At 65.8% G+C, this 26,407-nt stretch carries 31 protein-coding genes and 1 pseudogene; 10 read left to right on the top strand and 22 right to left on the bottom strand.

The window, feature by feature from the left end:
• On the bottom strand, positions 1-870 hold the full coding sequence (locus K883_RS09520; protein WP_008262772.1) for an MlaE family ABC transporter permease: 870 nt from the start codon (positions 868-870) through the stop codon (positions 1-3).
• Between the two features lie 328 nt (positions 871-1,198).
• Between K883_RS09520 and K883_RS09515 the strand changes: the two genes are divergently transcribed.
• Entirely contained in the window at positions 1,199-1,810 is a 612-nt protein-coding gene (locus tag K883_RS09515) for a hypothetical protein (protein ID WP_036429876.1), read from the top strand.
• Entirely contained in the window at positions 1,810-2,448 is a 639-nt protein-coding gene (locus K883_RS09510; RefSeq protein WP_036429732.1) for a hypothetical protein, read from the top strand. Before K883_RS09515 ends, K883_RS09510 begins: the two co-directional genes overlap by 1 nt.
• A 21-nt stretch (positions 2,449-2,469) precedes the next feature.
• Here K883_RS09510 and K883_RS09505 read toward each other — a convergent pair.
• The 4 genes and pseudogenes from K883_RS09505 to K883_RS09490 all read right to left on the bottom strand — a co-directional run bounded on the left by K883_RS09505 (position 2,470) and on the right by K883_RS09490 (position 5,877).
• Positions 2,470-3,424 (bottom strand): annotated as a pseudogene (locus K883_RS09505) (dipeptidase).
• Complete coding sequence (locus K883_RS09500; RefSeq protein WP_036429872.1) at positions 3,421-4,005, bottom strand: arsinothricin resistance N-acetyltransferase ArsN1 family B; 585 nt, start codon at positions 4,003-4,005, stop codon at positions 3,421-3,423. The pseudogene K883_RS09505 and the gene K883_RS09500 overlap by 4 nt, the downstream one beginning before the upstream one ends.
• 55 nt (positions 4,006-4,060) lie before the next feature.
• A complete protein-coding gene (locus tag K883_RS09495) occupies positions 4,061-4,492 on the bottom strand; it encodes an SgcJ/EcaC family oxidoreductase (RefSeq protein WP_008262765.1) in 432 nt (143 codons plus the stop codon).
• Complete coding sequence (locus K883_RS09490) at positions 4,489-5,877, bottom strand: FAD-dependent oxidoreductase (protein WP_020821300.1); 1,389 nt, start codon at positions 5,875-5,877, stop codon at positions 4,489-4,491. The genes K883_RS09495 and K883_RS09490 overlap by 4 nt, the downstream gene beginning before the upstream one ends.
• 509 nt (positions 5,878-6,386) lie before the next feature.
• Between K883_RS09490 and K883_RS09485 the strand changes: the two genes are divergently transcribed.
• Positions 6,387-7,142: an alpha/beta fold hydrolase gene (locus K883_RS09485; RefSeq protein WP_008262756.1), complete on the top strand. Its 756-nt coding sequence runs from the start codon at positions 6,387-6,389 to the stop codon at positions 7,140-7,142.
• Here the strand turns inward: K883_RS09485 and K883_RS09480 are convergent.
• The 7 genes from K883_RS09480 to K883_RS09455 all read right to left on the bottom strand — a co-directional run bounded on the left by K883_RS09480 (position 7,139) and on the right by K883_RS09455 (position 12,132).
• Positions 7,139-7,816, bottom strand: a complete 678-nt coding sequence (locus K883_RS09480; RefSeq protein WP_008262755.1) for a Crp/Fnr family transcriptional regulator — start codon at positions 7,814-7,816, stop codon at positions 7,139-7,141. The genes K883_RS09485 and K883_RS09480 overlap by 4 nt on opposite strands.
• Before the next feature lie 128 nt (positions 7,817-7,944).
• Entirely contained in the window at positions 7,945-8,073 is a 129-nt protein-coding gene (locus K883_RS28185; protein ID WP_008262754.1) for a hypothetical protein, read from the bottom strand.
• A gap of 127 nt (positions 8,074-8,200) precedes the next feature.
• A complete protein-coding gene (locus K883_RS09475; protein WP_008262753.1) occupies positions 8,201-9,634 on the bottom strand; it encodes an FAD-binding oxidoreductase in 1,434 nt (477 codons plus the stop codon).
• A gap of 99 nt (positions 9,635-9,733) precedes the next feature.
• Positions 9,734-10,474: an SDR family NAD(P)-dependent oxidoreductase gene (locus tag K883_RS09470; RefSeq protein WP_008262751.1), complete on the bottom strand. Its 741-nt coding sequence runs from the start codon at positions 10,472-10,474 to the stop codon at positions 9,734-9,736.
• A gap of 57 nt (positions 10,475-10,531) precedes the next feature.
• Positions 10,532-10,807 carry a hypothetical protein gene (locus K883_RS09465; protein WP_008262750.1) on the bottom strand — a complete coding sequence of 92 codons (276 nt, stop codon included), beginning with the start codon at positions 10,805-10,807 and terminating at the stop codon, positions 10,532-10,534.
• A 132-nt stretch (positions 10,808-10,939) separates the two neighbouring features.
• Positions 10,940-11,137 carry a hypothetical protein gene (locus K883_RS09460; RefSeq protein ID WP_008262749.1) on the bottom strand — a complete coding sequence of 66 codons (198 nt, stop codon included), beginning with the start codon at positions 11,135-11,137 and terminating at the stop codon, positions 10,940-10,942.
• Positions 11,138-11,709: 572 nt separating this feature from the next.
• Positions 11,710-12,132 (bottom strand): Hsp20/alpha crystallin family protein, encoded by a 423-nt coding sequence (locus K883_RS09455; RefSeq protein ID WP_008262748.1) that lies wholly within the window; start codon positions 12,130-12,132, stop codon positions 11,710-11,712.
• On the opposite strand from K883_RS09455, the gene K883_RS26660 reads away from it, so the two are divergent.
• The 4 genes from K883_RS26660 to K883_RS09440 all read left to right on the top strand — a co-directional run bounded on the left by K883_RS26660 (position 12,131) and on the right by K883_RS09440 (position 14,625).
• Positions 12,131-12,313, top strand: a complete 183-nt coding sequence (locus K883_RS26660) for a hypothetical protein (protein ID WP_008262746.1) — start codon at positions 12,131-12,133, stop codon at positions 12,311-12,313. The two genes, K883_RS09455 and K883_RS26660, sit on opposite strands and share 2 nt — an antisense overlap.
• A gap of 126 nt (positions 12,314-12,439) precedes the next feature.
• Entirely contained in the window at positions 12,440-13,069 is a 630-nt protein-coding gene (locus K883_RS09450) for a TetR/AcrR family transcriptional regulator (protein ID WP_008262744.1), read from the top strand.
• 19 nt (positions 13,070-13,088) lie between these two features.
• A complete protein-coding gene (locus tag K883_RS09445) occupies positions 13,089-13,670 on the top strand; it encodes a TetR family transcriptional regulator (RefSeq protein ID WP_008262742.1) in 582 nt (193 codons plus the stop codon).
• Between the two features lie 112 nt (positions 13,671-13,782).
• Positions 13,783-14,625 (top strand): TauD/TfdA dioxygenase family protein, encoded by an 843-nt coding sequence (locus K883_RS09440; protein ID WP_008262740.1) that lies wholly within the window; start codon positions 13,783-13,785, stop codon positions 14,623-14,625.
• A 94-nt stretch (positions 14,626-14,719) separates the two neighbouring features.
• On the opposite strand, the gene K883_RS09435 is transcribed toward K883_RS09440, so the two are convergent.
• The 7 genes from K883_RS09435 to K883_RS09405 all read right to left on the bottom strand — a co-directional run bounded on the left by K883_RS09435 (position 14,720) and on the right by K883_RS09405 (position 21,458).
• The gene (locus K883_RS09435; protein WP_008262739.1) at positions 14,720-16,096 is read right to left on the bottom strand and encodes an LLM class flavin-dependent oxidoreductase; all 1,377 of its coding nucleotides are present in this window, start codon (positions 16,094-16,096) and stop codon (positions 14,720-14,722) included.
• A gap of 87 nt (positions 16,097-16,183) precedes the next feature.
• Positions 16,184-17,047 (bottom strand): SDR family NAD(P)-dependent oxidoreductase, encoded by an 864-nt coding sequence (locus K883_RS09430; protein WP_008262731.1) that lies wholly within the window; start codon positions 17,045-17,047, stop codon positions 16,184-16,186.
• 22 nt (positions 17,048-17,069) lie between these two features.
• Positions 17,070-18,257 carry a cytochrome P450 gene (locus K883_RS09425; RefSeq protein ID WP_008262729.1) on the bottom strand — a complete coding sequence of 396 codons (1,188 nt, stop codon included), beginning with the start codon at positions 18,255-18,257 and terminating at the stop codon, positions 17,070-17,072.
• Positions 18,258-18,296: 39 nt separating this feature from the next.
• Entirely contained in the window at positions 18,297-19,655 is a 1,359-nt protein-coding gene (locus K883_RS09420; RefSeq protein WP_008262728.1) for a cytochrome P450, read from the bottom strand.
• The gene (locus K883_RS09415; protein WP_008262726.1) at positions 19,652-19,885 is read right to left on the bottom strand and encodes a ferredoxin; all 234 of its coding nucleotides are present in this window, start codon (positions 19,883-19,885) and stop codon (positions 19,652-19,654) included. The genes K883_RS09420 and K883_RS09415 overlap by 4 nt, the downstream gene beginning before the upstream one ends.
• A gap of 36 nt (positions 19,886-19,921) precedes the next feature.
• Complete coding sequence (locus K883_RS09410) at positions 19,922-20,665, bottom strand: SDR family NAD(P)-dependent oxidoreductase (RefSeq protein WP_008262724.1); 744 nt, start codon at positions 20,663-20,665, stop codon at positions 19,922-19,924.
• Between the two features lie 106 nt (positions 20,666-20,771).
• Positions 20,772-21,458: a nitroreductase family protein gene (locus K883_RS09405; RefSeq protein ID WP_008262722.1), complete on the bottom strand. Its 687-nt coding sequence runs from the start codon at positions 21,456-21,458 to the stop codon at positions 20,772-20,774.
• A 128-nt stretch (positions 21,459-21,586) separates the two neighbouring features.
• Here K883_RS09405 and K883_RS09400 point away from each other — a divergent pair, with 128 nt between their 5' ends.
• Entirely contained in the window at positions 21,587-22,357 is a 771-nt protein-coding gene (locus K883_RS09400; protein WP_008262720.1) for an SDR family NAD(P)-dependent oxidoreductase, read from the top strand.
• An 18-nt stretch (positions 22,358-22,375) separates the two neighbouring features.
• On the top strand, positions 22,376-22,804 hold the full coding sequence (locus K883_RS09395) for a VOC family protein (protein ID WP_008262718.1): 429 nt from the start codon (positions 22,376-22,378) through the stop codon (positions 22,802-22,804).
• Between the two features lie 7 nt (positions 22,805-22,811).
• Here the strand turns inward: K883_RS09395 and K883_RS09390 are convergent, their stop codons facing one another.
• Entirely contained in the window at positions 22,812-23,669 is an 858-nt protein-coding gene (locus K883_RS09390; RefSeq protein ID WP_008262716.1) for a TIGR03619 family F420-dependent LLM class oxidoreductase, read from the bottom strand.
• Positions 23,670-23,767: 98 nt separating this feature from the next.
• On the opposite strand from K883_RS09390, the gene K883_RS09385 reads away from it, so the two are divergent.
• Complete coding sequence (locus K883_RS09385; RefSeq protein ID WP_008262713.1) at positions 23,768-24,964, top strand: cytochrome P450; 1,197 nt, start codon at positions 23,768-23,770, stop codon at positions 24,962-24,964.
• Between the two features lie 11 nt (positions 24,965-24,975).
• On the opposite strand, the gene K883_RS09380 is transcribed toward K883_RS09385, so the two are convergent.
• Together K883_RS09380 and K883_RS09375 are read right to left on the bottom strand one after the other, a co-directional pair.
• Positions 24,976-25,761: an SDR family oxidoreductase gene (locus K883_RS09380; protein WP_008262712.1), complete on the bottom strand. Its 786-nt coding sequence runs from the start codon at positions 25,759-25,761 to the stop codon at positions 24,976-24,978.
• Complete coding sequence (locus K883_RS09375; protein WP_008262711.1) at positions 25,755-26,312, bottom strand: nuclear transport factor 2 family protein; 558 nt, start codon at positions 26,310-26,312, stop codon at positions 25,755-25,757. The genes K883_RS09380 and K883_RS09375 overlap by 7 nt, the downstream gene beginning before the upstream one ends.
• Positions 26,313-26,407 lie beyond the last annotated feature (95 nt).

Raw genomic sequence — 26,407 nt, 5'->3', positions numbered from 1 at the left:
TCACAGTCCCGTCCTGGGGAACAGCGTGTTGTACAACTGGCTGATCCCGACGTTGACGATCATCAGCACCAAAATCGACTCCACCACGGCCGCGTTCACCGAGTTGGCCACGCCCGCCGGCCCGCCCTTGGTGAAAAGCCCTTTTTGGCAGGCGATTACCGCCACGATGGCTCCGTAGATCACGGCCTTGAGCAGCGCGACGATCATGTCCTCCGTGGTGGCGAACGACGAAAACGTCGCCACGAAACTTCCCGGTGCGCCACGTTGGAAGTAGACGTTGAACAGATAACTGGCCAAAAAGCCGACGAAGCAGGTGATTCCGGTCAGCGCCACGCCGACCATGATGGCGGCGGCGAAGCGAGGGACGACCAGGCGGCGGATCACCGAGACCCCCATGACCTCCATGGCGTCGGTTTCTTCGCGCATGGTCCGAGACCCGAGGTCCGCCGTGATGGCGGACCCGACGGCCGATGCCATCAGCACCGCGGCCACCAGCGAGGCGGCCTGACGGATCACGGCGAGCCCACTGGCGGCGCCCGCCAGCGAGGTCGCGCCGACCTGGTTAGCCAACAGGGCGAACTGGATGGACAGCGTCACCCCGATCGGCAGCGCCACCAGGACCGTGGGCAGCACGGCGGTCGCCGCCATGAAGGCCCCCTGCCGCACGAACTCCGCCCACTGGAAGCGGCCGGTGAACAGGTCGACCATGCAGTACTCGACCGTGCGGACCGCGAGGATGTACTGCTCGCCCAGTGTGTTCAGCGAGGCGAGGGGGTGCCGCACCACATAGCCCGCGGACCACTCCTGGATGGTGGCCACACTGTCGGGCGCCCGGTCCTCGGTGAGCGGGCGATCGTCCTGGGCGGTCATCGCCGGATGCGCCTCAGCGCGGCCACTCGCCGGTACGGCTGTTCATTGGTGAACCTTTGCTGTGCCCCCACGGGCGGCTATGTTAACCGCTATTCAGGCTGTACGAAAGATCTCACTTTGCACTTTGTGCAGATTTGGCGCTCAATTGTCCCGCCTGGTGCCGCTATGACCCGTGGTCACTTTGCATCTTCGCCTGCCAGCGCGCCCTTGACGCGACGCTGACTTCGCGAGAAGATCCCGTTCCGGGCCACAGATGTTACTGGACATTTGTCGACTAAATGGTTGGTTAGAGCGGTCGCGAGTTATCGTGTTCTCGGGGAAGGCGCGGATGATTCTGGCGAGGTTGCGACAGGCGGGCGGAGGCATCGTGTGTGCCGGCCCGGCGCTGCTCGCGACCGCCCTCGTGCTTTCCGGCACCGCCTACGCCGATCCGGGTGAACCTCCCCCACCGCAGCCGGCGTTCACCCCCGCGCCCAGCGATTGGTCACCGAACTTCGACGTCTGGCCCTACAACACGTTCACCTCTCGGGTGACCCCCGAGATGATCGGCGGAATGTCCGACTCCTGCCAATGGTTCAAGACCCAGTTCGATCCATTGATGGGCCAGATCAACGACTTCAATCGCTACCTCGGCGACCAACACGACGACTATACGGCCGGTGGCGTGCAGCGGACCGCCGATGCCGTTGTCGCCAACATCGATCGGTCGACGGCCTTTCTGGGCCCGCGGGTGAAGCCACTGATCATCACCAACGAACCCGACAACTTCGGCCCCTATTCGCCGTTATACGGCGGGGAATCCATGGCCCACTTGGCATTTCAGTTGTCCCGGATCAGCGACAGCATCAAGAGAAAGGATCCGTCGGGCGTCACCCACGCGAATATCGTCTCGGCCATCGGCTGGGCGAACGCGCTGCGTGACTCCGGCGCATGTGACTGATGAACCATCGCCCATCGCTACGAACAGTCGGCAACCCAGGGACGTGGTTGGTAAGTCGCTTCCGCATCGCCGCAGAAGGCACAGAAGTTGCCGAAGACACGGACCCCGGTGAGGGCTCTGCCGATGGGGAAGACGATCAGCGGCCGAGCAAGCGAAAGGGCCGGCGGATCAACGTCGCTCGTTGGGCGGCCGCTCTGATGCTGACGGTCGTACTCGCCGGCGCCGGATACGAGGGCTGGTTGCTGTTCCAGCATCACCAGAAGGACGTGGCGGCGGCCCAAGCACTCACTGCTGCAAAGAAATACATCCTCGCGCTGACCAGCGTGGACGCCAACGCGATCGACAAGAACTTCGCCGAAGTTCTCGACGGCTCGACCGGCGAGTTCAAGGACATGTACACGAAATCCAGCGCCCAGCTGCGCCAAACGCTCATCGACAACAAGGCGGCGGCGCACGGCAACGTCATCGACGCGGCGGTCCAGTCGGCGACCGAGGACAAGGTGGACGTCGTGCTGTTCGTGGATCAGTCGGTGAGCAACGGTGCGGCGCCGGCACCTCAGCTTGACCGCAGCAGGGTAAAGATGACGATGGAAAAGGTGGACGGCCGATGGCTGGCCAGCAAGGTCGAACTGCCGTGAACTGATGCGCCGGTGGCCTGTTCAGGCGCGCCAGGCTTGTTTGGCCACCCGATAGAAGTTGCCACCGAGCACCGCTTGGATGTCACGACCGTTCCATCCCCTTCCCCGCAGGTACTCACCGAGTGTCACAAAGGTTTCCGGCGGCACCCACTGGATCGGGCCCCAGCGGGTGTAGCTGGCGTCGAACAGGTGGGGATTGCGGCGCAGCTCGTTGGTGAAATCGGCGACGTCGAAACAGAAGTCGGTGCTGATGCCGACGTGCTCGATGCCGACGAGGTCGACGGCGTATTCGAGGTGCCGTGTCATCGCTTCCAGCGTGGGCGTGTTGGGCCCGAGGAAGATGCCGACGCCGGTGATGCCGATGACACCGCCCGTCTGCGCGCAGGCCCGGGCCTGATCGTCGGTGATGTTGCGGGGATGGTCCCACAACGCGCGCATGCATGAGTGGCTGTAAATGACCGGGCCGGTCGATACCTCGCACATGTCAAGACCGGTGCGCGCACTGCAGTGAGACCCGTCGGGAACGATGCCGACCGTGTTCAGTTCCGCGACGATCGTACGGCCCCAGGCGGTGAGGCCGCCGTCGGTGCGGTCGAGGCAGCCGCTGCCCGCGCGGTTGGCGTTGTTATAGGTCGGCAACAGGGTGCGCACTCCCAGGTTCGCCAGCTTGCGCACATTCTCCAAGTCGTCGTCAAGCGGGCGTGAGTCTTCCAGGTCGAAGACGACCGCGATGCGCCCGGCTTGGGTCGCCGCGTCTACCTCACCGAGGGTGGCCGCCAGTTCCAGGTCGGGGTGAGCGTCGATTGCGGCACGAAAGTGGTGCAGGAGGGCCACGGCGTCGCTGAAGCCGTGTGGTGAATATCCCGTTGACCGAAAGCACAGTGCCGCCGGCGTATTGGTAACGAGTCAACGGCCCGATGTCGGCGTCGGTGTCGAGCGGCAGGCACGTGTGCTGGTCCCACAACAGGGCTGTCATGGTGGTGAACTCTCCCGAGGCGAGCCGTTACCCTCGAGCGCGGAGTCGACGGCCCGATCGGCAAGTTCGGGCCAGGGCCTCGGTTCGCGCGGGGACGCGGGGGGGTCGGCCAAGCGACGATGCCACCAGCCGACATCCCACCATCTTTGTCGCTTGAAGCCCACGTCGCGAAAGACGCCGACCGGGGTGAAGCCCAAGGCTTCGTGCAGACCGACACTGGCAGCGTTGGGAAGCGTGATGCCGGCATAGGCATGGATGTACCCCTGTGCGACAAGCACATTCAGCAGCGCCGTGTAAATTCGGCGGCCATGCCCCCGGCCCTGAACGGATGTGTCGAGGTACACCGACACATCGACGCACCAACGGTAGGCGTCCCGTGACCGGTGTGGGCTTGCGTAGGCGTAACCCTTGGGGCCTCGACTGTCCGCGACGACCAGCCAGGGCAGCGTTGCCAGCGTGGTGGTCATCCTCGACCGCATCTCCTGGACGCTGGGGGCGACGGTCTCGAAGGACACGGCCGTGTCCCGCACATACGGCAGATAGATGTCAGCGATGGCGCCCGCGTCCTCAGGCGTGGCGATTCTTAGCCTCACGACCACAGAAGGCTAGCCGCACGGCTCCGGATGGTCGCGGCCTTCAGGAAAAGAACCTGGCCATAAGGGCTTCTGCGAACGGACGATGCGTCGTGTTTTGCGAAGCGGCAAGCAACCAGCGCCCGTCGCTGCGCACGGCGACACTCGTGTTCACCCGAGCATTGCGCCGATTGCGTCGCCGCCTCACCACCGTCGCGTTCGCGTGAATCAGCGCCACGTCGGGTGTGAGAAACCGGAGCTGGGCGACGTCGATGTGTAGCCGGGTGCCCTTGAGGAGCTTGCGGAACAGCGTGGCGTACGACGCCGCAATCGCGTCGCGGCCCGTATGGTGGGCGCCCAGAAAGGTGACGTAGTCCGCATCCGCGGTGAAGACACTGGCATAGGCGTCGGGATCGCCTGCCGCCCAACCCCTTACCTGCTGATCGATCAGCCCGCGGATCGCGTCTTCGTCGGCCCGCCGCTCACCGGTCGTCACAATGCCTCCCGCAATCGATGGTGTCGATGCTGCTGCGCCCGTCGGAATCGTTGCCGCAAGTTGGCTCGAAGGACGCGAAGCAACAACGAGGGGTCCTGCAGCCGCACCGGTGGGTCGACGAGGTGAGTGACCCGCAGCAGGCGTTCGGTGACCGCGGTGTCGTCGCCGGCGGCGTTCAGCATCGCCCCGACCAGACGGCCCCGCAGCCGCCGTTGCAGGGAAGGCTTGCGGTTCGACGACCGGTTGCGGTCGTTGGCCTGATTCATCGCCCATGTCGGCCGGATGCCGCGTGCCGCCATGAGGAAGAAGCGCTGGGCCAAGTCGGCGTCGCCGCCGCGTAGGCAGTCACGCAGTGCCAGCGCTTGCTGCGCCGCCATTGTCATGCCTTGCCCGTACACCGGGTTAGGGCTGCAGAGCGCATCGCCGATGACGAGCAGTCCGCGGGGGAGTCTCGGCATGTGGTCGTAGCGCCGCCAAACCGCCGCGGGATTGCGGAAGGTGGCAATCTCCGCGAGCGGGTGCGCGCGGCGTAGCCCGTCCATGATTTCCGGGGGCAATGCACCCTCGGCCAGCGCAAGCATGGTGGCGAAATCGGGTGGCGCCCCGCCCGTGTCGATGGTGCGGGCGACCGCGAACATCCAGGTGTCGTTCTCGCAGGCCAGCAGCAGCCCGCCGGGCTTGCCACGAAGCCCGAGGTTGAACACGACCATCTGCTCGTTGATGCATCCGTTAGGGATGCTCAGCAGTTGGCTGGAATAGCCCAGCATGGCAGTGGAGCGTGTCTCGGGCGGGCGTCCGTAGCCCATCCCGTCTAAAAACGCCGGGGTGCGGGCGGACCGGCCCATCGCGTCGACGACCAGATCGGCGGCCAGGTCCCCCGGCGTGCCGTTGTCGTGCTGCACTATTCGCACGCCGGCAATGGCATTTGCCTCGGTGAGCGGCTCGATCACCTCATGGCCCTCGAGAAACCGCACGTTGGGCAGATTCGCGACGCGTCGATGCACATGGGACTCCACAAAAGGTCGAGTCGCCAGGCACAACGTCACCGCCGTGGGATCGGTCAACGTGCCCGCACGTTGGAGCTCGTAGCGGCCCGCCCGCACATAAAGCCGCGACAAGTCGCCGTCGTCGATGACAACCGCACCGGCGGCGCCCAGCTCGTCAATCAGCCCGGGAAACAGTTCGGCGAGCACCTGCGTGCCGCGGCTCAGGAAATTGTGGATGTGACGCCCTTGTGGCACACCCTTCCGGTGAATGGGAAGGCCGAGAGTCTTGTCACGCTCGATGACGCACACCGAGTCGTAGACATCCGAAAGTACCCGCGCGGCAAGCAGACCCGCGATCCCCGCACCTAACACAACGGCGTGCTCACGCGAGGCGTTCACGGCACAGGCCTGTGAACAGAGGAGCCCACACGGTTTGTGGTGTGACCCATGCCGCAGCAGCATACCGCAAATCTAAGGTTATGGTAAGAATATTAAGGCGATGATAATACGGCTTCCGCCACGGCCGACCGGCGGGATCCGTGGAGATCGCAGTCCCTCCCGGACAACGGCACGCACCTCAACACGGTGAAAGTTGGATCTATGTACAGCTTTTGGGACGCGGTTGGCCCTCCTGGCGTCCATTCCGATGATTCGCTGCCACCCACAGGGCCGCCGTGGATGCTCGAGCATGCTTCCGAAATGGTTCCGCTGCAGTTAAAGTGGGGCGTCGGCGCGGCTGACCTGCATCGCGAATAGGGAGGGTCAAACTGTTCTCCCGTTCGCGCCAGCTACCCGTTACACCGGCGTGGTTCACTGCCGCACTCGATCAACAGCCCGAGCACGGCGAGGTCGATGTCGACGGCTGCCGTATCCACCTACGCATTTGGGGTGCCGCCGACCAGCCGCCGGTGGTGCTGATCCACGGCGGCGGAGCCCACTCCGGTTGGTGGGACCACATCGCGCCGTTCATTTCCCGTACCCACCGGGTGATTGCGCTGGATCTGTCCGGCCATGGCGACAGCGGGTCGCGCGCCAACTATGACCTGCGGATCTGGGCGAGCGAAGTGATGGCCGCCGCGTCCGCCGCGGGCCCCGCCGGGAGGCCGACCATCGTCGGCCACAGCATGGGCGGTTGGGTCGCATCCACAACGGCGATGCACCATAGCCGGCAGATCAACAGCATGTTGGTGATCGATTCGCCGCTGTGGGAGCGTGCGCCGGAGGAAGAACGCCTACGCCGGCACAAACACACCCAATATCGGACGAAAGACGAGATCCTGGCCCGGTTTACGGCCGTGCCGTCGCAGGAGTTGATCCTCCCCTATGTCCGCCGGCATATCGCGGCGGAGTCGGTACGCAAGTCCGACGGGGGCTGGGTTTGGAAATTCGATCCGGCGATTTACGGCGGTGAGTATCTCGATCCGACGCCCGCCGACGAGGAATCGTTAGAGAGCATGCTCGCCGCAATGCGCTGCCGCGTAGGGTATTTGCGTTGCGAGGCCGGATTGGTGCCGCCCGCCATGGCCGAACGGATCCGCTCCCTCCTGCAGCTGAGGGGCCCGTTTGTCGAGCTGGCCGAAGCCGGTCATCACCCGATGCTGGATCAGCCGCTTCCCCTGGTTGCGACGCTACGGACGCTGCTGGAATTCTGGTCGATCACCTAGGCCCGTGCGCGGCGGGCCAGCTTCGCGGGCTGGTCGATAATGAGGGCCTTGCCCTGCTGCCGGATCCAGCCGCGCTGGGTGAAATCCGATAGCGCCTTGTTGACCGTTTCGCGCGAGGAACCGACGAGTTGAGCGAGCTCCTTTTGCGTGAGGTGATGCTCGACGCGCACCGGTCCCCCGCTGTTGGTACCGAAACGCATTGCCAGATCGAGGATTTGCTTGGCGACCCGGGCGGGCACATCGGTGAAGATCAAGTCGCACAGCGTGTTGTTGGTGTGCCGGAGCCGACGCGCCAGCACCCGTAGGAGCTGCTCGGAGATTTCGGGGCGTTCGGCCATCCATGTTCGCAGGGCGTGGCGGTCCATCCTGACGGTCTCCACCTCGGTCAGCGTGATCACCGTCGAGGTTCGCGGGCCCGGATCGAACAGTGCGAGCTCGCCGAACACGTCGCCGGGGCCCAGCACCGCGAAGACGGTTTCACGGCCGTCGCCGGTCTGATGACGGATCTTCACCGAACCCGCCAAGATCACGAAGAGGTCGTCGCCCGCCTCGCCCTCGACGAAGACCGTGCGCCTGCGCGGGAAGGAGACGTGCTGCAGGTGGCGGGCCAACGCGGCGACCGCGTCGGGTGCAATTCCCTGGAAGATACCGGCTCGCGCCAAAATGTCGTCCACGCCGCCCCTTTCAACGCGTTCCGCACGGCGTTTGCGCGCACTAGGCGCTACTCCGGGTTGGGGGCGTCTTGGCTCGCGTCCTCGACTTTACACGAGGGTTAAATTCCGTAACGCAGCAGGTCGGGCGGCTAGGCGGCCGGCGTCGTGGCGGTCGACGCGGTGGTGACTTCGGAGTAGACGTTGCCGCACGCATCGCAACGGACCTGATACTCGAGCTTGTCGTCGCGCTCTAGAAAGCTGTACTGCGCCCATGCCATGCATCGCGGGCACCGTGCGCGACCGTGTTCCACTGCCATTCACCAAACCCCTCATTCGCACAGATGCAGTGGAAGTACCCCGTGCAAAGCTGGTCTAATCACCGACTTGCGAGCCCCTGCCCGCCGCCTAGTAATTCAGCCCGGAGAACATCACCCGACCGGGATCATACTTTTGCCGCACCGCGCTCAGCCGAGACAGGTTCGGGCCGAAGTAGCGCGCCGGCGACTGGCCGGCCTCGATGTAGTTCACGTAGCCACCGACCGAATACTGTTGCACCGCTTGGTGTGCCGTGCCGAGCCAGTTCGTCGCGGCCGCGGGATCGCCGGTCTCGACGTACCACTGCACCAGCGCCGACTGTCGGCGCCAGGGAAAGGCCGTCGCCCCCGGCGCCACGGTGGCAAGGGCGCCGTCGAGCGCGTGCATGATCGCCAACATGCGCCCGGCTCCGCGGGGAAAGGCGTTGACCGCCGCGGCGATCCCCTGCGCGACGCCCGCGTTGACGGTGGCGAAGACGTCGGATCCGCCGACGTAGCCGAGCGGTGACGGGTTGAGGTTCCCGACCGCCAGGTAGTTCACCAGGTCCATGTAGTTGAAGGTGTGGTTCTCGGTGCCGGAGGGCTGCATTCCGACCGCCTGGGTGATGGCCGCCGCCGTGCTGTTGCCGGATCCGGCCGGGGAGGTCGCCATGATTCGGCAATGCGTGCCCGTCGTGTCGACGGTGGCGTCGGCCAGCGCCCAGCTGTTTCGGTCCGCGGTGCGCAGCCAGTTCTGCCATCCGACGAGGACCTGGGCGAACGACTCCGGCGGGAAGTTGAGGTTGACGACGTCGACGTCCTTGGTGGGGAACGTCGCGAAGGTCAGCGAGGTCGTCACACCGAAGTTGCCGCCACCGCCGCCGCGCAGCGCCCAGAACAGGTCGGGGTTGCTGGCCGCGGATGCGGTGACCGCCTGGCCGTTGGGCAGCACCACCGACGCCGATGTCAGCTGGTCGCAGAGCAGACCCGCATGCCGGGACTGGGCGCCCAGGCCGCCGCCCAGCGCGTGCCCCGCGGCGCCGACCGATGGGCAGGTACCCGTCGGGACGCCCCGGCCGGCCGCGGCAAGCGTCCGGTGCATCGTGTAGAGGCTGGTGGCCGGCGTCACCGTGACCTGCCCCGTGGCCGCGTCGTAGTTGGCGTCCCCGGGCAGTTGGCGCAGATCGAGCACCATGGTCCCGTTGGCGGTCGACGCTCCTATGTAGGAGTGCCCGCCACTGCGCGGAGCGACCTTGAGGTTGTGGGCGGCGGCGAACGCCATCGCCTTCTGCACGTCGGCCGCCGACGTGGGGGTGACGACGGCCGCCGGCGTGGAGCCGTTGTAGTTGGTGTTGAAAACCTGTTTGGCACTGGCGAATTGGGGGCTGTCCGGGAGCAGCACCTTGCCGCCGAGCGCGGTGGAAAGGCCTTCCCACCCGGACGGCCTGGGATCGGCGAAAGCGCGGGGTGAGCCGAGCACCGCCCCCGCGGCTAGCGCCCCGACGGCGCCCCGCAGAAACGTCTGCCGTGAGATCTCACGCGCCAACGTCGGGCTCCCGCGACTGCCTCATGTCCCGAATTGTCGGCCACGAGAACCGTGGCGGCGCATGACATGTCGACGGTTGACCGAAACGTGCCCCAACCGTTATCCGGCGCCCTTGCCGTTGTCGACGCGATAGACGGCGCCGTGGATGGCCGCGGCGGCGTCGCTGGCAAGGAAGGCGATCACGTTGGCGACGTCGAGCGGCTGCATCATGCCGCGTGGGGAGGCCGTGCGCATGATCAGGTCGTAGTTCGGATTGTTCGGGGCGCTGAACTGTTCGATTTGGGGTGTGAGCATCCCGCCCGGGCACACCGCGTTGACCCGCAGGCGATCCGCCGTGTATTCGACGGCCAGCGCGCGGGTAAGGCCAATCAGCCCATGCTTGGCGGCGCAGTAGCCGGCCGAGTACGCCTGGCCCTCGACACCGGCGATCGAGCTGACGTTGACGATGTTTCCGCCTCGCTCCAGCAGGTGGGGCAGCGCGGCCCGGCAGAGAAAGAAGGGGCCGTTCAGGTTGACGGCGACATCCTGCTCCCAGTCGGCGTCGGACATCGACTCCGTGCGGCGCATCTGGTGTTTGCCGGCGACGTTGACGAGAATGTCTAAGCCGCCGAATTCGCTGACGCACTGCTCGACCGCGTCCCTGCAGGCCCGGGGCGAAGCGATGTCCACCGATGCGTGGCGGCCGCGTTCCACGTCGGCGAAGACGCCGGCCAGGCGTCCGGCGTCGCGACCGATGCCGAAAACCGTTGCGCCCTGCCGCGAGAACAGTTTGGCGGTTTCCGCGCCCAGTCCCGACGACGCGCCCGTCACCAATGCCACCTTGTCCTGCAGCGCAGCCATGCCAGCTCTCTTCCTTCGTCGCGGCGAGTTCGATGCGGCGTGCATGCTTCGGGCAGGCTAGTAGGACCGCATCCGCACGACGCTACCCCGCAGAAGGTCAAGTGGGGCAACCGGTCTCGATCTTCGCCTACTCGCGAACATCCGCTCGAGCTGCAGGCTCTGCTGAAGTCGGCGGGCCGTGACCACCGCGACCAGGTTGATCGCCAGCTTGCCCAGCGCGATCCTGCCGGTGCGCTTCTTCCAGCTTGGCCGCGCGGGACGCGCACGGCGGCCGACGTAGTAGCCGATGCACGTCGCTGTCGCGAGCGCGCAGATCGCCGCGATTACCGTCACGTGATGAGCGTCCTTCGTCACGGTCGCGGGAGGGTCACACGCCGGCCACACTCCGGCCAACAAGTCTCAGGCCAGGTCGTGAGGCACGGAACCTGCCGATTCAAACAAGCTGGACCTCAACGCAATGCGATATCAGTCGATGTCGGCGCCGCCCGACATCGAGACCAGGACGCGGCGGTCACCACCGAGATGGGGATATTCGTCGTCTGGCAGGGACACCGACAGTTGCTGTTCTGCCCAGTCGGCGGGGTCGGCCTCCACCGGCAAAAAGCTATCCCACGCACCGAAGTATCTGCGCGCACGGCTGTTGAGCATGGCTTGTTCGATCACGGTTACCCTCTCCTTCGCGACTGATGAATAGCCCCGACTGTCAATATGTTTGGCTTTGTGAGGGTGGGCCGCCCGCCCCCGGACGAGTCGCCTGGCTATGGCAGTGGCCGAACCTCATCCGTGCAGGATCGAGGTAGTGCCCACGGAATTGCCCGGGCCGGCGGACTGGCCCATTCATCCTCGTTGTGATCTCATCACCTGCCTTTCTCCATCCTGGTGTTACCGGGCTTGGCCGACGGTCGCCGCGGAGGGCTGCGCTGCACGGCGCGCACATTGGGCGTGGGCGCGCGCCATGGCGGTGCGCATACCTCCCAGGACCGACCAGGTGACCGGGGCCCAAGCAGGGCGCACCCGGCCACTGGTGGCGCCGGTGGCCGACGAAGCAGGGTGACTGACGCCGCGCACAAGATGGCGTCGACCTCGGCAATCAGGACCGCCACCTCCGGATCATCGGCCAGCAAGAGCCCCGTCTGCCGGCCTGGTGATCCCTCGGCGTCGGTGCCGGGCGCCGCTGTCCCGGTGCCGCAGTGCGTCATCACCAACTCACGTTCTGTCAGCATGGCACCGGCCCATCAGGCGCTGATTGCGGTCTGCTGCCTATCCCCGCGGTTGACCGCGATCTTGCGTGGCTTGGCCTTCTCGGCCACAGGGATACGCAACCGCAGTACCCCGGCGTCGTAACACGCGTCGATATGTTCGGTGTCGAGATTGTCGCCGAGCACCAGTTGCCGACTGAACACCCCACGCGCCCGTTCGGTTGCCAGCATCTCCCGGCTTGGATCGACGTCGGGGCGCTCGGCGCGCACCGTCACCACATTGCGCTCGATGTCGAGGTCCAGCGACTGCTCATCGATTCCCGGCAGATCGAATTCGACCACGAATTGCTCGCCGTCGCGCCAGGCATCCATCGGCATCGCGGCCGGACGTGCCGCGGTGCCCGATAGCTGCTGAGTGAAGCGGTCGAGGTCACGAAACGGATCGCTACGAACCAACATGGTCGTCACCTCCAACACTCCCATCTGGTGTCTGTTCGCATCGGTTATCTATGCCTTGCGGCATAGTTTTTATATAGCTCGGGTCGGCGATCTTGGCAAGGGTCTGGCGAAGGTTTTCGGCGGCCAGTTGCCGAGAGATGTTGCCGGCCACCGCATGCAGCGGGAGATCGGGTTGACGTGACCGGGCGACGGCGCCCCCATTCGGCGCAAGACCCCCGCGCCGCAATCGCAGAATCGCCCGGCACTGTACGTCTGTACAGCGTGCCACCGGTGTCACAATACAACGAACCGGCTGAACGAGGAGAACATGGCAGCATCCGCGCGGCGTGTGGGCGCCGAGACGTCCAAGACCCGGGACACCCTGCTCGACCATGTCGAGAAAATGATGCTCGACGAGGGATACGCGAGCGTGACCTACCGCGCCCTGGCCTCGGCCGCCGGGGTCACGCCCAGCCTGGTCCAATACTACTTCCCGACACTCGACGACATTTTTCTCTCGGCGATCCGCCGCTATTCCGAACGCAGCCGACGGCTCCTCGACAAAGTGCTCGAATCGCGCCCCGATGATCCACTCCGCGCATTGTGGGAGTTCAGCCGTACCGAGGCATCGGGCGCGTTGATGACGGAATTCATGGCTCTGGGCAACCACCGCAAATCCATCCAGGCCGAGATCGCCGCGGTGACCCAGGCCAACCGCAAACGTCAGGTCGATGCGCTCGTCGCCAAATTCGGCAAGAGCGCACGCCCGGGTGGACACTTCTCGCTACCCGCCCTGCAACTGCTGATCTCCGGGCTGCCCAAGTTCCTCAACCTCGAAGAGGGCATCGGCGTCAAGACCGCCCACAAGGAAGTCACCAACGCCTTCGAGAAGTACCTGGACTCGATCGAACCGGCACCAGCGCCGAAACGTAAGACCGCCCAACGGCGTTCACCGTAGCGTTCAGGGCGGACTGTTCATGGCATCCCGTAGCGGCGCTCGCCAGTCAGCCAAGCTGCAGGGCATCCTGGCCGCCACCGAAGCACTGATGCTCGATCAGGGCTACGGCGCGGTGACCTTTCGCAGCGTGGCCAACGCTGCGGGCGTGGCCGCGGGCCTTGTGCAGTACTACTTTCCGTCCCTGGACGACCTATTCGTGGCGGTGCTGCGTTCGGCAACCGATCGCCTCATCGCCGACCTACAGCGCGCCTCCGAATCCGACCAACCACTACGCGGCGCATGGGCATACGCCAACAACGCCGCCGGCACCGCGCTGCTGATGGAATTCATGGCACTGGCCAATCACCGCAGCGCGGTGCGTGCCGTCATCGGCGAGGGCGGTGAGCGCGTCCGCCAGGCCTTGCTGACGACGATCCGATCCCGCTGGGCCGCCTACGGTCTCGACGAAAACGCTTTGCCGCCCGCCGCCGTGCTGTTCCTGCTCTCGTGCATCCCGCGGATGATCTACCTCGAAGAGAGCCTCGGCACCGTCACCGGCCATGCCGAAGCCACCGCTCTGGTCGAACGATTCCTCGACCAGGTCGAACCTCCCACCGCCTGACGCTCGGCCCCATTCGCGGCCGCGCACCCCACGATCCGCGCGCGAGAGAATGGACGTTCCGCGGCCGAACACGCTATTCTTGTACAAATCACCAAAGTCCATTGGAGGCGTTATGGCGGTCCATTCCCACCCCATCTCTGCGGCCCTGGGGCTCGAAATCACCGGCATGACCAGCAATGACCTGGTGACTCGGGCTGGCGCCGATGCGGCACAGGCGGCGCTGGATCGACACGGTGTGGTGGTGTACCGCGAGGTCAACATCAACGACGAGGGCCTGCTGGAGTTGAGCCGGATGCTGGGGACGCTCGTGGTGCAGCCGACCGGCGAACACCGCTATCCGGAGATCCAGACCATCACACTGGATCCGGCGAAGACCAACGCGCTGCTGGCCTCCTACCGTCAGGGCAACTTCCACTGGCACATCGACGGCGCCACCGACGAAACGCCGCAGAAGGGCACCCTGTTGACCGCCCGTGCCGTCGATCCCGCCGGCGGGGACACCGAATTCTCCAGCACCTACGCCGCCTACGAGGCGTTGCCCGAGGAGCAAAAGGCGCAGATCTGCGGGCTGCAGGTCGTGCATACCTTCGCCCATGCCCAGTCGCTGGCCAACCCGGATGCCACCGAAGAGCAGCGCGCGCAATGGAACCGGGTTCCCGCCCGCATTCACCCGCTGGTGTGGACGCACCGCGACGGCCGCAAGTCGATGCTGTTGGGGGCGACCGCCGACGAGGTGGTCGGGTGGCCGCCGGCCCGAAGCCGCGAGATGCTGGACCGCCTGCTGGACTGGTCGACTCAGCCGCAGTTCAGCATCCGCCACCAGTGGCGCGTCGGAGATCTCGTGATGTGGGACAACACCGGAATGCTGCACCGCGCATTGCCTTTCGAACCGACGTCGGTGCGCCTGATGCACCGCACGACGCTGGCCGGCGAGGAACCCGTCGCCGCCGCCTAACCTTCGGACGCCCGTACCTCGTCGGCCAAACCGGCGACGACCGCGCGCAGGCTACCGACGAGAACGAGAATCCTAGTGGCGGAGCACGTTCGGCTCATTGATCGCAGAACATGCCTCGGTAGCTGTGTGCCGGATGGCGTTCGTTGACATGCGGAGACGTGGTGTCGAAAAGCTTCTCGCGCAGGGTTCCTGGCCGGTACTGCTTCTGCATCAGTCCAATGCCCTGGAGCACGGGCACGAGATATTCGAAGAACTCATCGTAGCTCTGCGGCAGCAGGGCATTCATGACCTGAACCCCGTCCACACCGGCGCCCTGGTATTCCAGCAGGCGAGCGGCGATGGTTTCGGGGGATCCGACGACCATCTGCGGCAGTGACAGCGAGCTTAGGAAATCCTTCACCGTGGGGGTCGACCCCTCCGGCCAAGCGTTGATCATCGCCAGGAACGCTCCTCGGATGCCGGGAATTTCATCGAGGATGTCGCGCAGCGGGGCCGACGGGTCAAACCGTCCGAGGTCCATACCGCTGAGGCTGGAGAAGTACGCCGTTTGAGCCTCCGGGCTGCGGTACTCCTCGAGTTCGGCCCACTTGCGGTAGGCCTCCTCGTCGGTGGAGCCGATGACGAACATCATGCCCTGCAAGAACAGGATGTCGGCGTCGCGGCGGCCGCGTTGGCCCGCCAGGTCGCGCACGGTGGCGATCTGCTGGGCGATCGTCTCCAACGACATCGCCGAAAGGAACATCAGCTCAGCGTGGCCGCTGGCGAATTCGAGGCCAGCCGGCGATCCGCCCGCCTGGGCCAGCACCGGGGTGCGTTGTGGCGAGGGCTCCATGAGGTTGAAACCTTCGACGCTGTACCGCTTGCCCGCATGGTTGATGTTGTGCACCTTGGCCGGATCGGCGTAGATCCCCTTGGCGGGATCGTTGACGATGGCGTCGACGTCCCAGGATCCTTCCCACAGTTTGTAGGTGACATCGACGTATTCGTCGGCCCAGGCGTAGCGCTCCTCGTGCGAGAGATTGCCCGGTAGCCCGAGGTTGCGGAATGCGCTCTCGTTGGCCGAGGTAACGATGTTCCAACCGATGCGGCCACCGGAAAGATGGTCCAGGGTCGACACCGCGCGGGAGAAGACGAACGGGTGATGCGAGATGACGGAGCTTGTGTAGAGGAATCCGATGTTCTGGGTTTCGTAGGCCATCGCCGGGATGAGCATCGTGCAATCGCCGATCGGCACGTTCATCGCCATCTCGAAGACGATGTCGCGCGAACCGCGGTACTCGCCCTGCACGCCGACGACGTCGGTGAAGAAGAACGCGTCGACCTTAGCCTGCTCGGCCTTCTTGGCGAGGTCGACCCACATGTCGGCGGACTTGAATTCGCGGTTTCCGGCTCGCGGGTGTCGCCAGCTGCCGTGGAAGTTGTGGCCGATCGCATCCATCACGAGCAAGGTGAAGATCATGCGTTTGGACATAAAGCGCGCTCTTTTCGAAGGACCGAATCACTCGAATTGCTGTACGACTGTATAGCAATGCCTGGGCACCGTGGTCAACCGCCTGGGCTAGCGCATCACGTGCGCACACTGGGTGTGCGGATGGACGTCGAACAGGTCGCGGTAGGAGGGTGGTTGCCGGCCGTCTTCATCGTGGATGCCGTACTTGACGGCCAGTTCCGCGCCGATGAGCGTCTGGCCGCTGAGTTCGACGCATTGGGGGTCGTTGTAGAGCGCCCAGATCACATGTCCGGTGAGCTCGGGTGTTTCGGCGCTGTCGAGGATGTGCCCGAATTTCTCGGGGTTGCTGGCGATGATGGCGCGGACGCGGTCGGTGAGCAGCGATCCCATCCAGATCGATACCGCCGTGATCCCAGTGTCTTTGAAGTCGACGGCCATGTCGGCGGCCATCTTGTCGACGGCGGCCTTCGGCACTCCGTAGGCGGGTCCGAAGGCATAGTGCACCGAGCCCGACGAGGAGGTGAAGGCCACCAGGCCGCGTCGCTGCGGGAGCATCAGGGGTGCGGCATAGACGGTGGCGACGTAGCTGCTGCGCACGCCGACATCCAGGGTGTCGATGACATTGAGCGGCTCTTCCCAGAACTTGGTGCGCCCCATCATTTCGTCGCGGATGAGGGCGGCGTTGTTCACCAGGATGTCGATGCGGCCCTGTTCCTGCTCGATCCGGGTGAACAGCGCCTTGACCTGTTCGTCGTCGCCGTGATCGACACGCACGGCGATGCCCTGTCCCCCTGCGGCGCTGACCATTTCGGCCGTCCGGTGGATCGTGCCGGGCAGGGCGGCGTCGCCGGCGTTCTCGCTGCGGCCGGTGACGTACACGGTGGCGCCGTGCTGTCCGAGGGCGTGGGCGATGCCGGCTCCGGCGCCGCGGCTGGCTCCGGTCACGACGGCCACGCACGGTGCGGACGACATGAGAGTTCTCCTGTCTGTCGGGTCAGCCGACGATCGCGGGCATGGAGTCCCAGCCCCGGACGGTCGAAGTGCGCGAACGACGCGCGTTGTCCATGTCGATGGTCCACTCGGGAAATCGCTTGAGCACCTCCTCGAGCGCGACGCGGCCCTCGAGGCGGGCCAGTGGTGAGCCGACGCAGAAGTGGGCGCCGCGACCGAAGGTGAGGTGTCCGCCGGGCTTACGGCGGATGTCGAACCGGTCGGGGTCCTCGAAGTGGCGTTCGTCGCGATTGGCCGAGGCGAGCATCAGCAGTATCGCGCTGCCGGCCGGCACGATCTGCTCCTGGAACGCGACATCCTCGGCCGCGACGTAGCGCGCGACGTGCGGCCCGGGCGGCTCGAAGCGCAGCAGTTCCTCGATCGCCGTCGGGATCAAGGAGTGGTCTTCGGCGAGTTCCTTGCGTTGGTCGGGGTGTTCGGCCAGGACCTTGCCCATCCACCCGAACAGCCGACCGGTGGTCTCGACGCCGGCGCCGGCGACGACGGCGAGGAAGATGACCAGCTCTTGCTTGGTCAACTTGCGCGTAGTTCCGGTTTCGTCGTCGAATTCGACGTTCAGCAGCTCGGTGATCAGGTCGTCGGACGGGTGCTTCTCGCGCCACTCGACGTATTCGCCGAACATCTCGCCGGTGAAGTAGTGCTCCTTGTCGACGTGCATAGGCTTGCCGGCTTCGTTGCGCAGCACCGCGTTGGCGTGGGCGCGCACCGCGGGCTGCTCGGAATCCGGGATGCCGGCGAGCATCCCGATCGTTTTCATCGGGAGTTCGGCCCCGAGGTCCTGGACGAAGTCGAAGCGTTCACCGCCAACCAGCGGATCGAGGCAGGCGGTGCAGAACGCGCGCACCTTGTCCTCGATGGCGCGCATCTTCTTCGGTGTGAATGCGCGGGACACGATGGCGCGGTGGATGGTGTGCACCGGGGGATCTTCATTGATGAAGACGCCTGCCGGGATCACCGGATCGGTGAGCACGACTTCGAGGATGTCGCCCTTGGCCGAGCTCAGGCGAGTGGTGTCCTTGAGTGCTGCGTCGACGTCGGCGTAGCGGCTGATGCCCCAGAAGTTGTGCCGCTCGTTGTAATAGAGCGGGGATTCGTCGCGAAGCCGGCGATACGTCGGGTAGGGGTCGAGGTCGATCTCGACATCCCAGGGATCGTAGTACAGGTCGTCCATCTGTTGCCTCCAAAGTTATTGCGGGTCAAGCCGATCCGATCAAATGTCGGCGGACTCTTTACGTTCGGTGATCGGTCGCGCCAGACCCTGCTCGTCGCAGGCGCGCTGCAGGGCGTCCAACGTCTCGGCCAGGCCGGGGCCCAGGCGTGGGCCCGGGGTGAAGGTCGCGGGCAGGTGGCGCATGCCCTGGATCACGCCGATGCTGTCGTAGTGGACGGTGCCCTCCGCGACGCACTCGTAATCGGGCATCCGGTCCAGCACGGCGGTGAGCATGGCCTTGAACACGGTGCGTGCCACGTTCGAACCGATGCAGCGGTGCACGCCCAGCCCGAAGCTGAAGTGGCGATTGCCTTTTCGATCCATCACCACCCGGTCGGGCTCGGAAAACACCGCGGGGTCACGGTTGGCCATCGCCCAGGACAGCCACAGCCGGTCGCCTTCTTTGAGCGCGGTCCCGTTGAGGTTCATGTCCTCGGAGATGGTTCGGGCATCGCCGGGGGCGGGGGTGAAGTACCGCAGGAACTCCTCGGTGGCGGGGTTCAGCAGCGTGTCGCGCTGCTCGCTGAGCCGGGTGCGTTCGTTCGGATTCTGTGCGAGCCATTCCAGGGCATGCGCGGTCAGCGCGGTCGTCGTGTCGAACCCGCCACCGATCAGCAGGTTGAGCATGCCGACCAATTCGATGTCCGGTGGCGCCTCGCCGTCGATGCGCAGTTTTGCCAGCGCGTCGATGACCCCGGGCCGCGGGTTCTCCCGGATCTCGACGAGGTTGGCGAATAGATCCATGCCCATCGCCATGTACAGTTCGCGGACCCGTTCGGCGTCCGGGGAGTCCGGCGGGGTGTAGACCAAGGCGTGTGCGGGCTCGTTGTAGATGGTCCACTTGTCCAGCCGCACCCCGAGCATCGCCAGCGTCAGCACCGCGGGTACCACGTTGGCCAGGTCGTCGACGAAATCGATCTGGCCGGTTTCGATGCGCTCGTCGAGGCAGGCGCGCACGATCTCCCCAACGAACGGTTCCCATCGCTTGACCGCCGCCGGAGACAGGTAGGGGTTCAGCGCGGTGCGGTAGTAGCGGTGTTCCGGGTCGTCCATCTCGAGCATGCCGCCGCGGAAGTTCTCCGCCCCGATCATGGTGGGGATGGAAATGCCCTTGTAGCCCCGGCGTTCGTTGTTGATGTCGTGGTCGTTGGAGACGTGGGGACAACGCGCCAATTCGAATACCTCGGCGCTGCCGGCCGCCACCCAATGGCCGTCGTACGTCTCCGTCCATGCCATCGGGCACTTTTGCTGCATCTCATGGGTGATATCGAGGAACTTCTCGCGATATTGCGGGTGGTGCCGGTCGAAGTGGTAGCGCGGAACATCCTCGACATGGGCGCGCTCGTTGAGCGCGCTCATAGGCGCGCCGCGTTCGAAGCGGGTGCGGCGGTGCGGTCCACCTCGAAGGTGATCGCCTGCTCGGGGCACGAGCGGGCCGCGTCACGTACCTGCTGGCGCAGTTCGCCGGGGACCCGTTCGTTGATCGGTTGGGCATGGCCGTCGATGTCGTCGAGCTCGAAGACCCCAGGAGCGATCATCGCGCACAGGGTGTGGCCTTGGCAGCGGGCCGATTCGACGCGTACCTTCACGATGTTCCTTGTCTGTCAGAGATTTTGACGTCCGGCCTAGATGACCGCGCCGCCGTTGACCCCGATCACCTGACCGGTGATGTACCCCGCGCCATCGGTGCACAGGTAGGAGCACAGCCCGGCGACGTCCTCGGGCGAGCCAAGGTGGCCGGCGGGAATCGCCCGCGTGAGGTACTCGGTCGGAGGCAGCTTTTCCAGCCGCTGTTGTTCGCGCAGCATCGGGGTGTCGATCGCGAACGGCGGAATGGTGTTGGCGGTAATGCCTTTTCCGGCATAGTCCCGCGCGACGGTCTTCGTCAACGCGATCACCCCGCCCTTGGTGGCCGAGTAATGACCCTGACGCGGCGCGCCCTGCTGGCCGGCCGCCGAGGAGATGGTGACGATGCGCCCCCACCCGGCGGGCACCATGTCCGCAAGGCCGGCCTGCAGGCTCAGGAAGGTGCCGGTCAAATTCACCGCGAGGAACCGATTCCACTCCGCCAGGGTGATCTGGTCGAACCGCGTGAAGCCGCCGATGGCCGCGCTGGTCACCAGGATCTCGACAGGGCCGAACTGTGCTCGCACCGTGTCGAAAGCGGCGTGAACCGAAGCTTCCTTCGATACGTCGACACCGACCGCGACGGCTTTGCCTCCCGCCGCGTGGACTTCGGCGACGACCTTGGCGGCTGCCTCCTCGTTCAGGTCGAGGACAGCCACCCGGTGCCCGTCGGCGGCGAGCGTCGTGCAGATCGACTGACCCAGGCCCGATCCACCACCGGTCACCACCGCCACGCGGTTCATGTCAGACACGCTCCTCGCCAACCACAAATGCTATACGACTGTATAGCCGATGGTGGCGCCGCGCACAAGGCGGCAAGCGCGACCGCTGCGCCCCTGGATAGATCGGTCAGTCGGCAGGCCTCTTGGCGCGCTTGGGGCGTGCGCCTCCCCCGTACACGATGTCGGCACGCTCGGGGTCCCACCGATCCCGGAAGACCACGTCGCCGATGGGCCGTCGGCGCACCGGGCCATGGTGACCGCGTGGCCAGCCGACGACGATGTGCCCGGCCAGGAACCATTCGTCGGGCACGCCGATGGCCTCGCGCAGGATCCGTTCGCCGTCGTAGGAAGCCCAGCTCGTCAAGCATGCTCCCAAACCCTGTGCGCGGGCGGCCAAGTAGAAATTCTGCATCGCCGGGTAGATGGAGCCGCCCTGCAGGAATTCGGAGGCGAATTCGTTCTTGTAGGCGGTGAACAGCACCGAGGTGTACTCCCCGGCGCGGTCGTGCAACTCGTAGGTGGCGCGGTTGTTGCGGGCGGCGCGGCCGTGATCGTCGGCCGATGGTCGGGTCATCCCGTAAATCTTTTCGATCGTGCGCAACGCTGACTGCGCGGCGTCGGCGACGGCGGCACGCTGTTGCGGCGCGGACAGGACGACGAACCGCCACAATTGCGCGTTGGCGCCGTTGGGGGCCCATGTGGCGGCCTCTAGGCAGCGGTTCAGCGTCTCGTCGTCGACGGGGTCGTCGGTGAACCTGCGCATCGATCGCGCGGTCGAGAGCACTTCCCAGACGTCATCGGTGGAATCCGGCATGCCCCAGGTGTACTCGACCCGAACGGGCGTGTCGAGGGGGGTCGGTCGCGAATCGCATGGCCGGTTTTCGCTGATGCTGTACAGTCGTATTGCGTTTGTTCCGGGTGGCAACGATGGGAAGTGGTGTTGTGGACGACAGGTTCTCGATGCAAGGACGGGTTGCCGTCATCACCGGCGGTGGCACTGGGATCGGCCGGGCATCGGCACTGGTGCTCGCCGAACACGGCGCCGACGTCGTGCTCGCCGGACGGCGAGAGGAGCCGCTGAAGGCGACGGCCGGCGAGATCGAGGCACTGGGACGGCGGGCGCTGGCCGTGTCGACCGACGTGACCGATGCCGCGGCGTGCCAGTCCCTTGTCGATACCACGTTGGCCGAATTCGGCCGTCTGGACGTGCTTTTGAACAATGCCGGTGGCGGTGAGACCAAATCCCTGATGAAGTGGACCGACGACGAGTGGCACCAGGTGCTGGACCTGAACCTGTCCAGCGCGTGGTATCTGTCGCGCGCGGCCGCCAAGCCGATGATCGCCGCGGGCAAGGGCGCCATCGTCAACATCTCGTCCGGCGCCAGCCTGTTGGCAATGCCCCAGGCGCCGGTGTATGCCGCCGCGAAGGCCGGGCTGAACAACCTCACCGGCTCGATGGCCGCGGACTGGACCCGCAAGGGCGTGCGGGTCAACTGCATCGCCTGCGGCGCCATCCGCACGCCTGGCCTGGAAGCCGACGCCGAACGTCAGGGCTTCGACATCAACATGATCGGACAGACCAACGCCTCAGGGCGCATCGCGGAGCCGGATGAGATTGGTTACGGCGTACTGTTTTTCGCCTCCGATGCGTCGAGCTACTGCTCGGGCCAGACGCTGTACATGCACGGCGGGCCGGGCCCCGCCGGCGTCTGAGACACACGGGAGATGCCCATGAATGTCAGTCACCTGGGACTGCGAGTCCGCGATCTGCCGAAGGTGCAGCGGTTCTACGAGGCGCTCGGATTTCGGGAGATGAACCGCCTGACCGTGCCGGACAAGCTCGCCGGCGCCCTGCTGGGATTAGAGCCGCCGATCGGATTCGAGGCCGTCTATCTGGACAACGACGGCTTCGTGCTGCAACTGCTCACGTTCTCCGGGCATCCGGCACCGGAGGAGCCGGAACGGACGATGGTCGGAGCGGGGCTGACGCATCTGTCCATTGCGGTCGATGATTTCCCGGCGGCGCAGGCGGCGGTGAAGGCGGCCGGTGGCAGCGTGATCGCCGATCCGGGCGGCGGTTTCGCATGCATGGTGCGCGACCCCGAAGGACAGCTGCTCGAGCTGGTCCACTCCAGCGTCCGGCCGGTGCCGAAGAACTGAGTCCCGCTCAGGTACGGAGCTCCTCGGCCATTTCGGCGTACCGGTCAAGGAACGACAACGTCGTCGACGGGTCGAGCGCATCGCGGCGGCCACCGCCCAGGACCGCTCGGGTGAAACCCAGGTCCCGGTAGCTCGCCAGCCGCTTGAGCGAGGGGTCGCCCCAGGCCATGATCGTCAGATCGAGGTCGCCCGCGTCGCGGGCGAGGTCGTGGGCCGTGCGACGGAACTCGGCCAGCGCGGTCGGCAGATCGCGAAAGGCCGCGTCACCGGGCAGCCAGCCGTCGGCCCACGGCAGGCAGCTGCGGATGGCCTTGGCGCCGGTCGCGGCGGCCAACAGCGGCGGATGGGGTCGCTGCATCGGCTTTGGGTTCGACCAGACGGGTTCGAAATCGATGAAATCCCCGTGGTATTCGGCCTCGTCGTCGCTCCACAGCTTCCGAAGCGCGCCTACGGTCTCGCCGAGCAACCGGTAGCGGTCGGTCCACGCAATGGCGGGCCGAGCGACCTCGAGTTCGGCGCGAAACCCCACCCCCACACCCAACATCAACCGCCCGGCGCTGACCTGGTCGAGCGTCGCGACCTCCTTGGCCAGGGTGAACAACTCGCGTTCCAACGGAAGGACGACCGCGGTGCCCAAGCGCAGCGTCGACGTGGTCGCGGCCGCGGTGGCCAGCGACAGGAACGGATCCAAGACGCGCCTTTGGGCCTCCAGCAACGCGGGATGGAACCCGCCGGCAGCGGAAACCGGGATCTGCGGGTGCTCCCCGACCCACAGCGATTCGAACCCACGCGATTCGAGCGCCGGACCCAGCGCGGCGGCGGCGACGTCCCCCGGCGTGTTCAGCGAGACGTATCCCAGCTCCATCGAATCTCCTTCGGGCCAACTCGCACGGCGCGCCGCCGTCTGCTATACGATCGTATAGCAGACGGATAGCATAGGTCCCGCCATGGCGAGGGAGTGGAATGCACGCGCTGACTGAGGGTCAGATCTCCTACGATCCGTACAACGTCGAAATCGACGCCGACCCGTACCCCACCTACCGACGGCTTCGTGACGAGTCGCCGCTCTACTACAACGAACGGTTCGACTTCTGGGCACTGAGTCGCTTCACCGACGTCGACGACGCCCTGCGCGATATCGACAACCTCAGCTCCGCCAAGGGTGACATCCTCGAAGTGGTCAAAGCGGAACCGGTGATGCCGGCCGGCGTCTTCATCAACGAGGATCCGCCACTGCACACCATGCACCGGTTATTGGTGTCGCGCGCATTCACACCCCGGAAGATGAAGGCGATCGAGGACCAGGTGCGGGCATTCTGCGCGGCGTGCCTGGACCCGCTGTCGTCCGGGGACCGTCTCGACTTCACTGTCGATCTGGGTGCCCAGATGCCGATGCGGGTGATCGGGATGCTGGTCGGCATGCCCGACTCCCTGCAGCGCAGCGTCCGCAAGGTGGCCGGGCAGCGGCTGCGTAACAAGCCCGGAGAGCCGCTACCGGTGAGCAAGGACAATTACTTCAACGGCAACATGTTCCGCGACTATGTGCAGTGGCGCGAGCAGAACCCATCCGACGATCTGGTCACCGAACTGTTGGCGGCCGAGTTCCGGGACGTCAACGACGAGGTGCGCCGGTTGTCGACCGAAGAACTGCTGGTTCTCCTCGGCGTCATCGCCAACGCCGGCACCGAGACGGTCGGCCGGCTGTTCGGCTGGCTCGGCAAGCTGCTCGGTGAGTATCCCGACCAACGCCGTCAACTCGTCGAGAATCCCGACCTGATTGCGAGCGCCGTTGAGGAGGTGCTGCGGTTCGAGCCGCCCGTCCACAACATTGCCCGTTACGTCGCAAAAGACGTTGAATACCATGGTCATACCGTTCCGGCCGGGAGCTCCCTGCTGCTGATGACCGGCGCCGCCAACCGCGACGAGCGGCGCATCGAGAACCCCGACCGCTTCGACATCCAGCGCAGCGTCAATCACCTGGCGTTCGGGCGAGGTACACATTTCTGCCTCGGCGCCTCGCTGGCCCGGCTGGAAGGCCGGGTCGCCCTCGAGGAGATTCTGAAACGCTGGCCGGACTGGACCGTCGACATGGACAGCGCGGTGCGCGCGCCCACCGCGACCGTCCGGGGCTGGGACAGCATGCCGACAATACTCGGCTGACCGAGGCCCCGTCAGCGGGTGTTGACCGGGACGTTCAGCAGACTGTCGGGCCCGGGGACATCGGCGAATTGCATTGCCCAGGCGGGTTTCCCGTGCTGCACGATCCACGTCGAGCCGGTGGCATCGAGGGGCGCCGTCACTGCGCCGAGGACCGCATCGGCGATCGCCTGCGGCTCCATCACCGGCACCCCTGCTCCCTCGACCAGTCGGCGGCGGCTTCCGAGCACACCGGTTTCGGTGATTCCCGGGCAGATGGTATGCACCGCAATGCCTTCCGGCGACAGGTTGGGAGCGATGGCCCGCATGAAACCGACGACGGCGTGCTTGCCCAACGAGTAGACCGGGTCGGGATGCCAGGGCAGGATGCCGGCCAGCGACGCGGCCGCCACGATCGCGCGTCCACCGGTGGCGGGACAGGCCCGCATCGTGCGGACGGCGGCCCTGGCGCCGAAGACAACGCCGTCGAGGTTCACTCCGAGGGAGCGGCGGTAGTCGGCGTCCTCCAGGGCGGCGATGTCCCCGGACCAGCGAACGCTGATGCCCGCGTTAAGGAACGCCAGTTCCAGGCTGCCGAGCTCATCGACGCAGGACGCAAACGCGGCATCGACCTCCTGGGGGTTCGAGACGTCGCAACCCACGCCGAGGCCACCGATTTCGTCGGCGACCGCACCTGCGGAGGCTTCGTCGATGTCGACCACACACACCCGCATGCCGTGGCGGGCCAACAGCTGCGCCGTGGCGCGACCGATGCCCGAGCCACCGCCGGTCACCAGCGCCACGCGCCCGTCGATCACCACCGGTCGGCGGGGACGTCTTCGATCGTCAGCGGACGGGCGTAGGAGGGATCGGTCCGGTCCCACTTGCCCTTGATGAAGCCCTTGACGGCGCCGGATGCCATCACCGAGGAATCGCCGCTCATCATCCACTCGAGGGTGCAGCGGCGCAGCGCGATCTTCCAGACCCCGTCGCGGCGCTCGAGGCGATCGAGGTAACGGCCGCCCATCAGCGACACGACCTTGCCGCCCTTGGCCCGCATCGCCCCGATGACATAGCTCTCCGCATGGGCTTCGTCGCCGCTGATCTCGCAGGTGTGGGTGGTGATGTTGTGCAGGTGGTCCTCGAAGACCATGCTGTGCGCGTTGTTGGCCCAATCCCCGTATTCGGGGCCGAGTTTCACGGTCGGGCCGTGTTCGTCCACGCCGTCCTCGAAATAGACGCTGCCCATCAGTTCCGTGTCGTGGCGGTCATGCCCACGGGACTGGTTCATCACGCAGTCGAGGATGGCGGTGCGATCCTCGAGGTACTGCACCCGCTGCCGCAGTTGCTTGAGCTCGTCGCCGTTGGTCATGACGGTCCTTCCGCTGAAGTAGTGGCTGCGCTGTACATCTGTATAGCACACCGCGCCGTCGACCTCACCAAGCCGGGCGTGTTCGTTCAGGACGG

This window comes from Mycobacterium sp. TKK-01-0059, assembly GCF_000709305.1.
GTDB classification, from domain to species: domain Bacteria; phylum Actinomycetota; class Actinomycetes; order Mycobacteriales; family Mycobacteriaceae; genus Mycobacterium; species Mycobacterium intracellulare.
Note: the sequence above shows the minus strand (reverse complement) of the source record. Positions and strands in the feature narration are given on the sequence as shown.

Bases quoted from the DNA above. Each gene is read 5' to 3' on its own strand.
- K883_RS09520 (WP_008262772.1), bottom strand. From the start codon at position 870: ATGACCGCCCAGGACGATCGCCCGCTCACCGAGGACCGGGCGCCCGAC.
- K883_RS09515 (WP_036429876.1), top strand. From the start codon at position 1,199: ATGATTCTGGCGAGGTTGCGACAGGCGGGCGGAGGCATCGTGTGTGCC.
- K883_RS09510 (WP_036429732.1), top strand. From the start codon at position 1,810: ATGAACCATCGCCCATCGCTACGAACAGTCGGCAACCCAGGGACGTGG.
- K883_RS28185 (WP_008262754.1), bottom strand. From the start codon at position 8,073: ATGGCATGGGCGCAGTACAGCTTTCTAGAGCGCGACGACAAGCTCGAG.
- K883_RS09470 (WP_008262751.1), bottom strand. From the start codon at position 10,474: ATGGCTGCGCTGCAGGACAAGGTGGCATTGGTGACGGGCGCGTCGTCG.
- K883_RS26660 (WP_008262746.1), top strand. From the start codon at position 12,131: ATGGTCGTCACCTCCAACACTCCCATCTGGTGTCTGTTCGCATCGGTT.
- K883_RS09455 (WP_008262748.1), bottom strand. From the start codon at position 12,132: ATGTTGGTTCGTAGCGATCCGTTTCGTGACCTCGACCGCTTCACTCAG.
- K883_RS09450 (WP_008262744.1), top strand. From the start codon at position 12,440: ATGGCAGCATCCGCGCGGCGTGTGGGCGCCGAGACGTCCAAGACCCGG.
- K883_RS09445 (WP_008262742.1), top strand. From the start codon at position 13,089: ATGGCATCCCGTAGCGGCGCTCGCCAGTCAGCCAAGCTGCAGGGCATC.
- K883_RS09440 (WP_008262740.1), top strand. From the start codon at position 13,783: ATGGCGGTCCATTCCCACCCCATCTCTGCGGCCCTGGGGCTCGAAATC.
- K883_RS09435 (WP_008262739.1), bottom strand. From the start codon at position 16,096: ATGTCCAAACGCATGATCTTCACCTTGCTCGTGATGGATGCGATCGGC.
- K883_RS09430 (WP_008262731.1), bottom strand. From the start codon at position 17,047: ATGTCGTCCGCACCGTGCGTGGCCGTCGTGACCGGAGCCAGCCGCGGC.
- K883_RS09425 (WP_008262729.1), bottom strand. From the start codon at position 18,257: ATGGACGACCTGTACTACGATCCCTGGGATGTCGAGATCGACCTCGAC.
- K883_RS09420 (WP_008262728.1), bottom strand. From the start codon at position 19,655: ATGAGCGCGCTCAACGAGCGCGCCCATGTCGAGGATGTTCCGCGCTAC.
- K883_RS09410 (WP_008262724.1), bottom strand. From the start codon at position 20,665: ATGAACCGCGTGGCGGTGGTGACCGGTGGTGGATCGGGCCTGGGTCAG.
- K883_RS09405 (WP_008262722.1), bottom strand. From the start codon at position 21,458: ATGCCGGATTCCACCGATGACGTCTGGGAAGTGCTCTCGACCGCGCGA.
- K883_RS09395 (WP_008262718.1), top strand. From the start codon at position 22,376: ATGAATGTCAGTCACCTGGGACTGCGAGTCCGCGATCTGCCGAAGGTG.
- K883_RS09390 (WP_008262716.1), bottom strand. From the start codon at position 23,669: ATGGAGCTGGGATACGTCTCGCTGAACACGCCGGGGGACGTCGCCGCC.
- K883_RS09385 (WP_008262713.1), top strand. From the start codon at position 23,768: ATGCACGCGCTGACTGAGGGTCAGATCTCCTACGATCCGTACAACGTC.
- K883_RS09375 (WP_008262711.1), bottom strand. From the start codon at position 26,312: ATGACCAACGGCGACGAGCTCAAGCAACTGCGGCAGCGGGTGCAGTAC.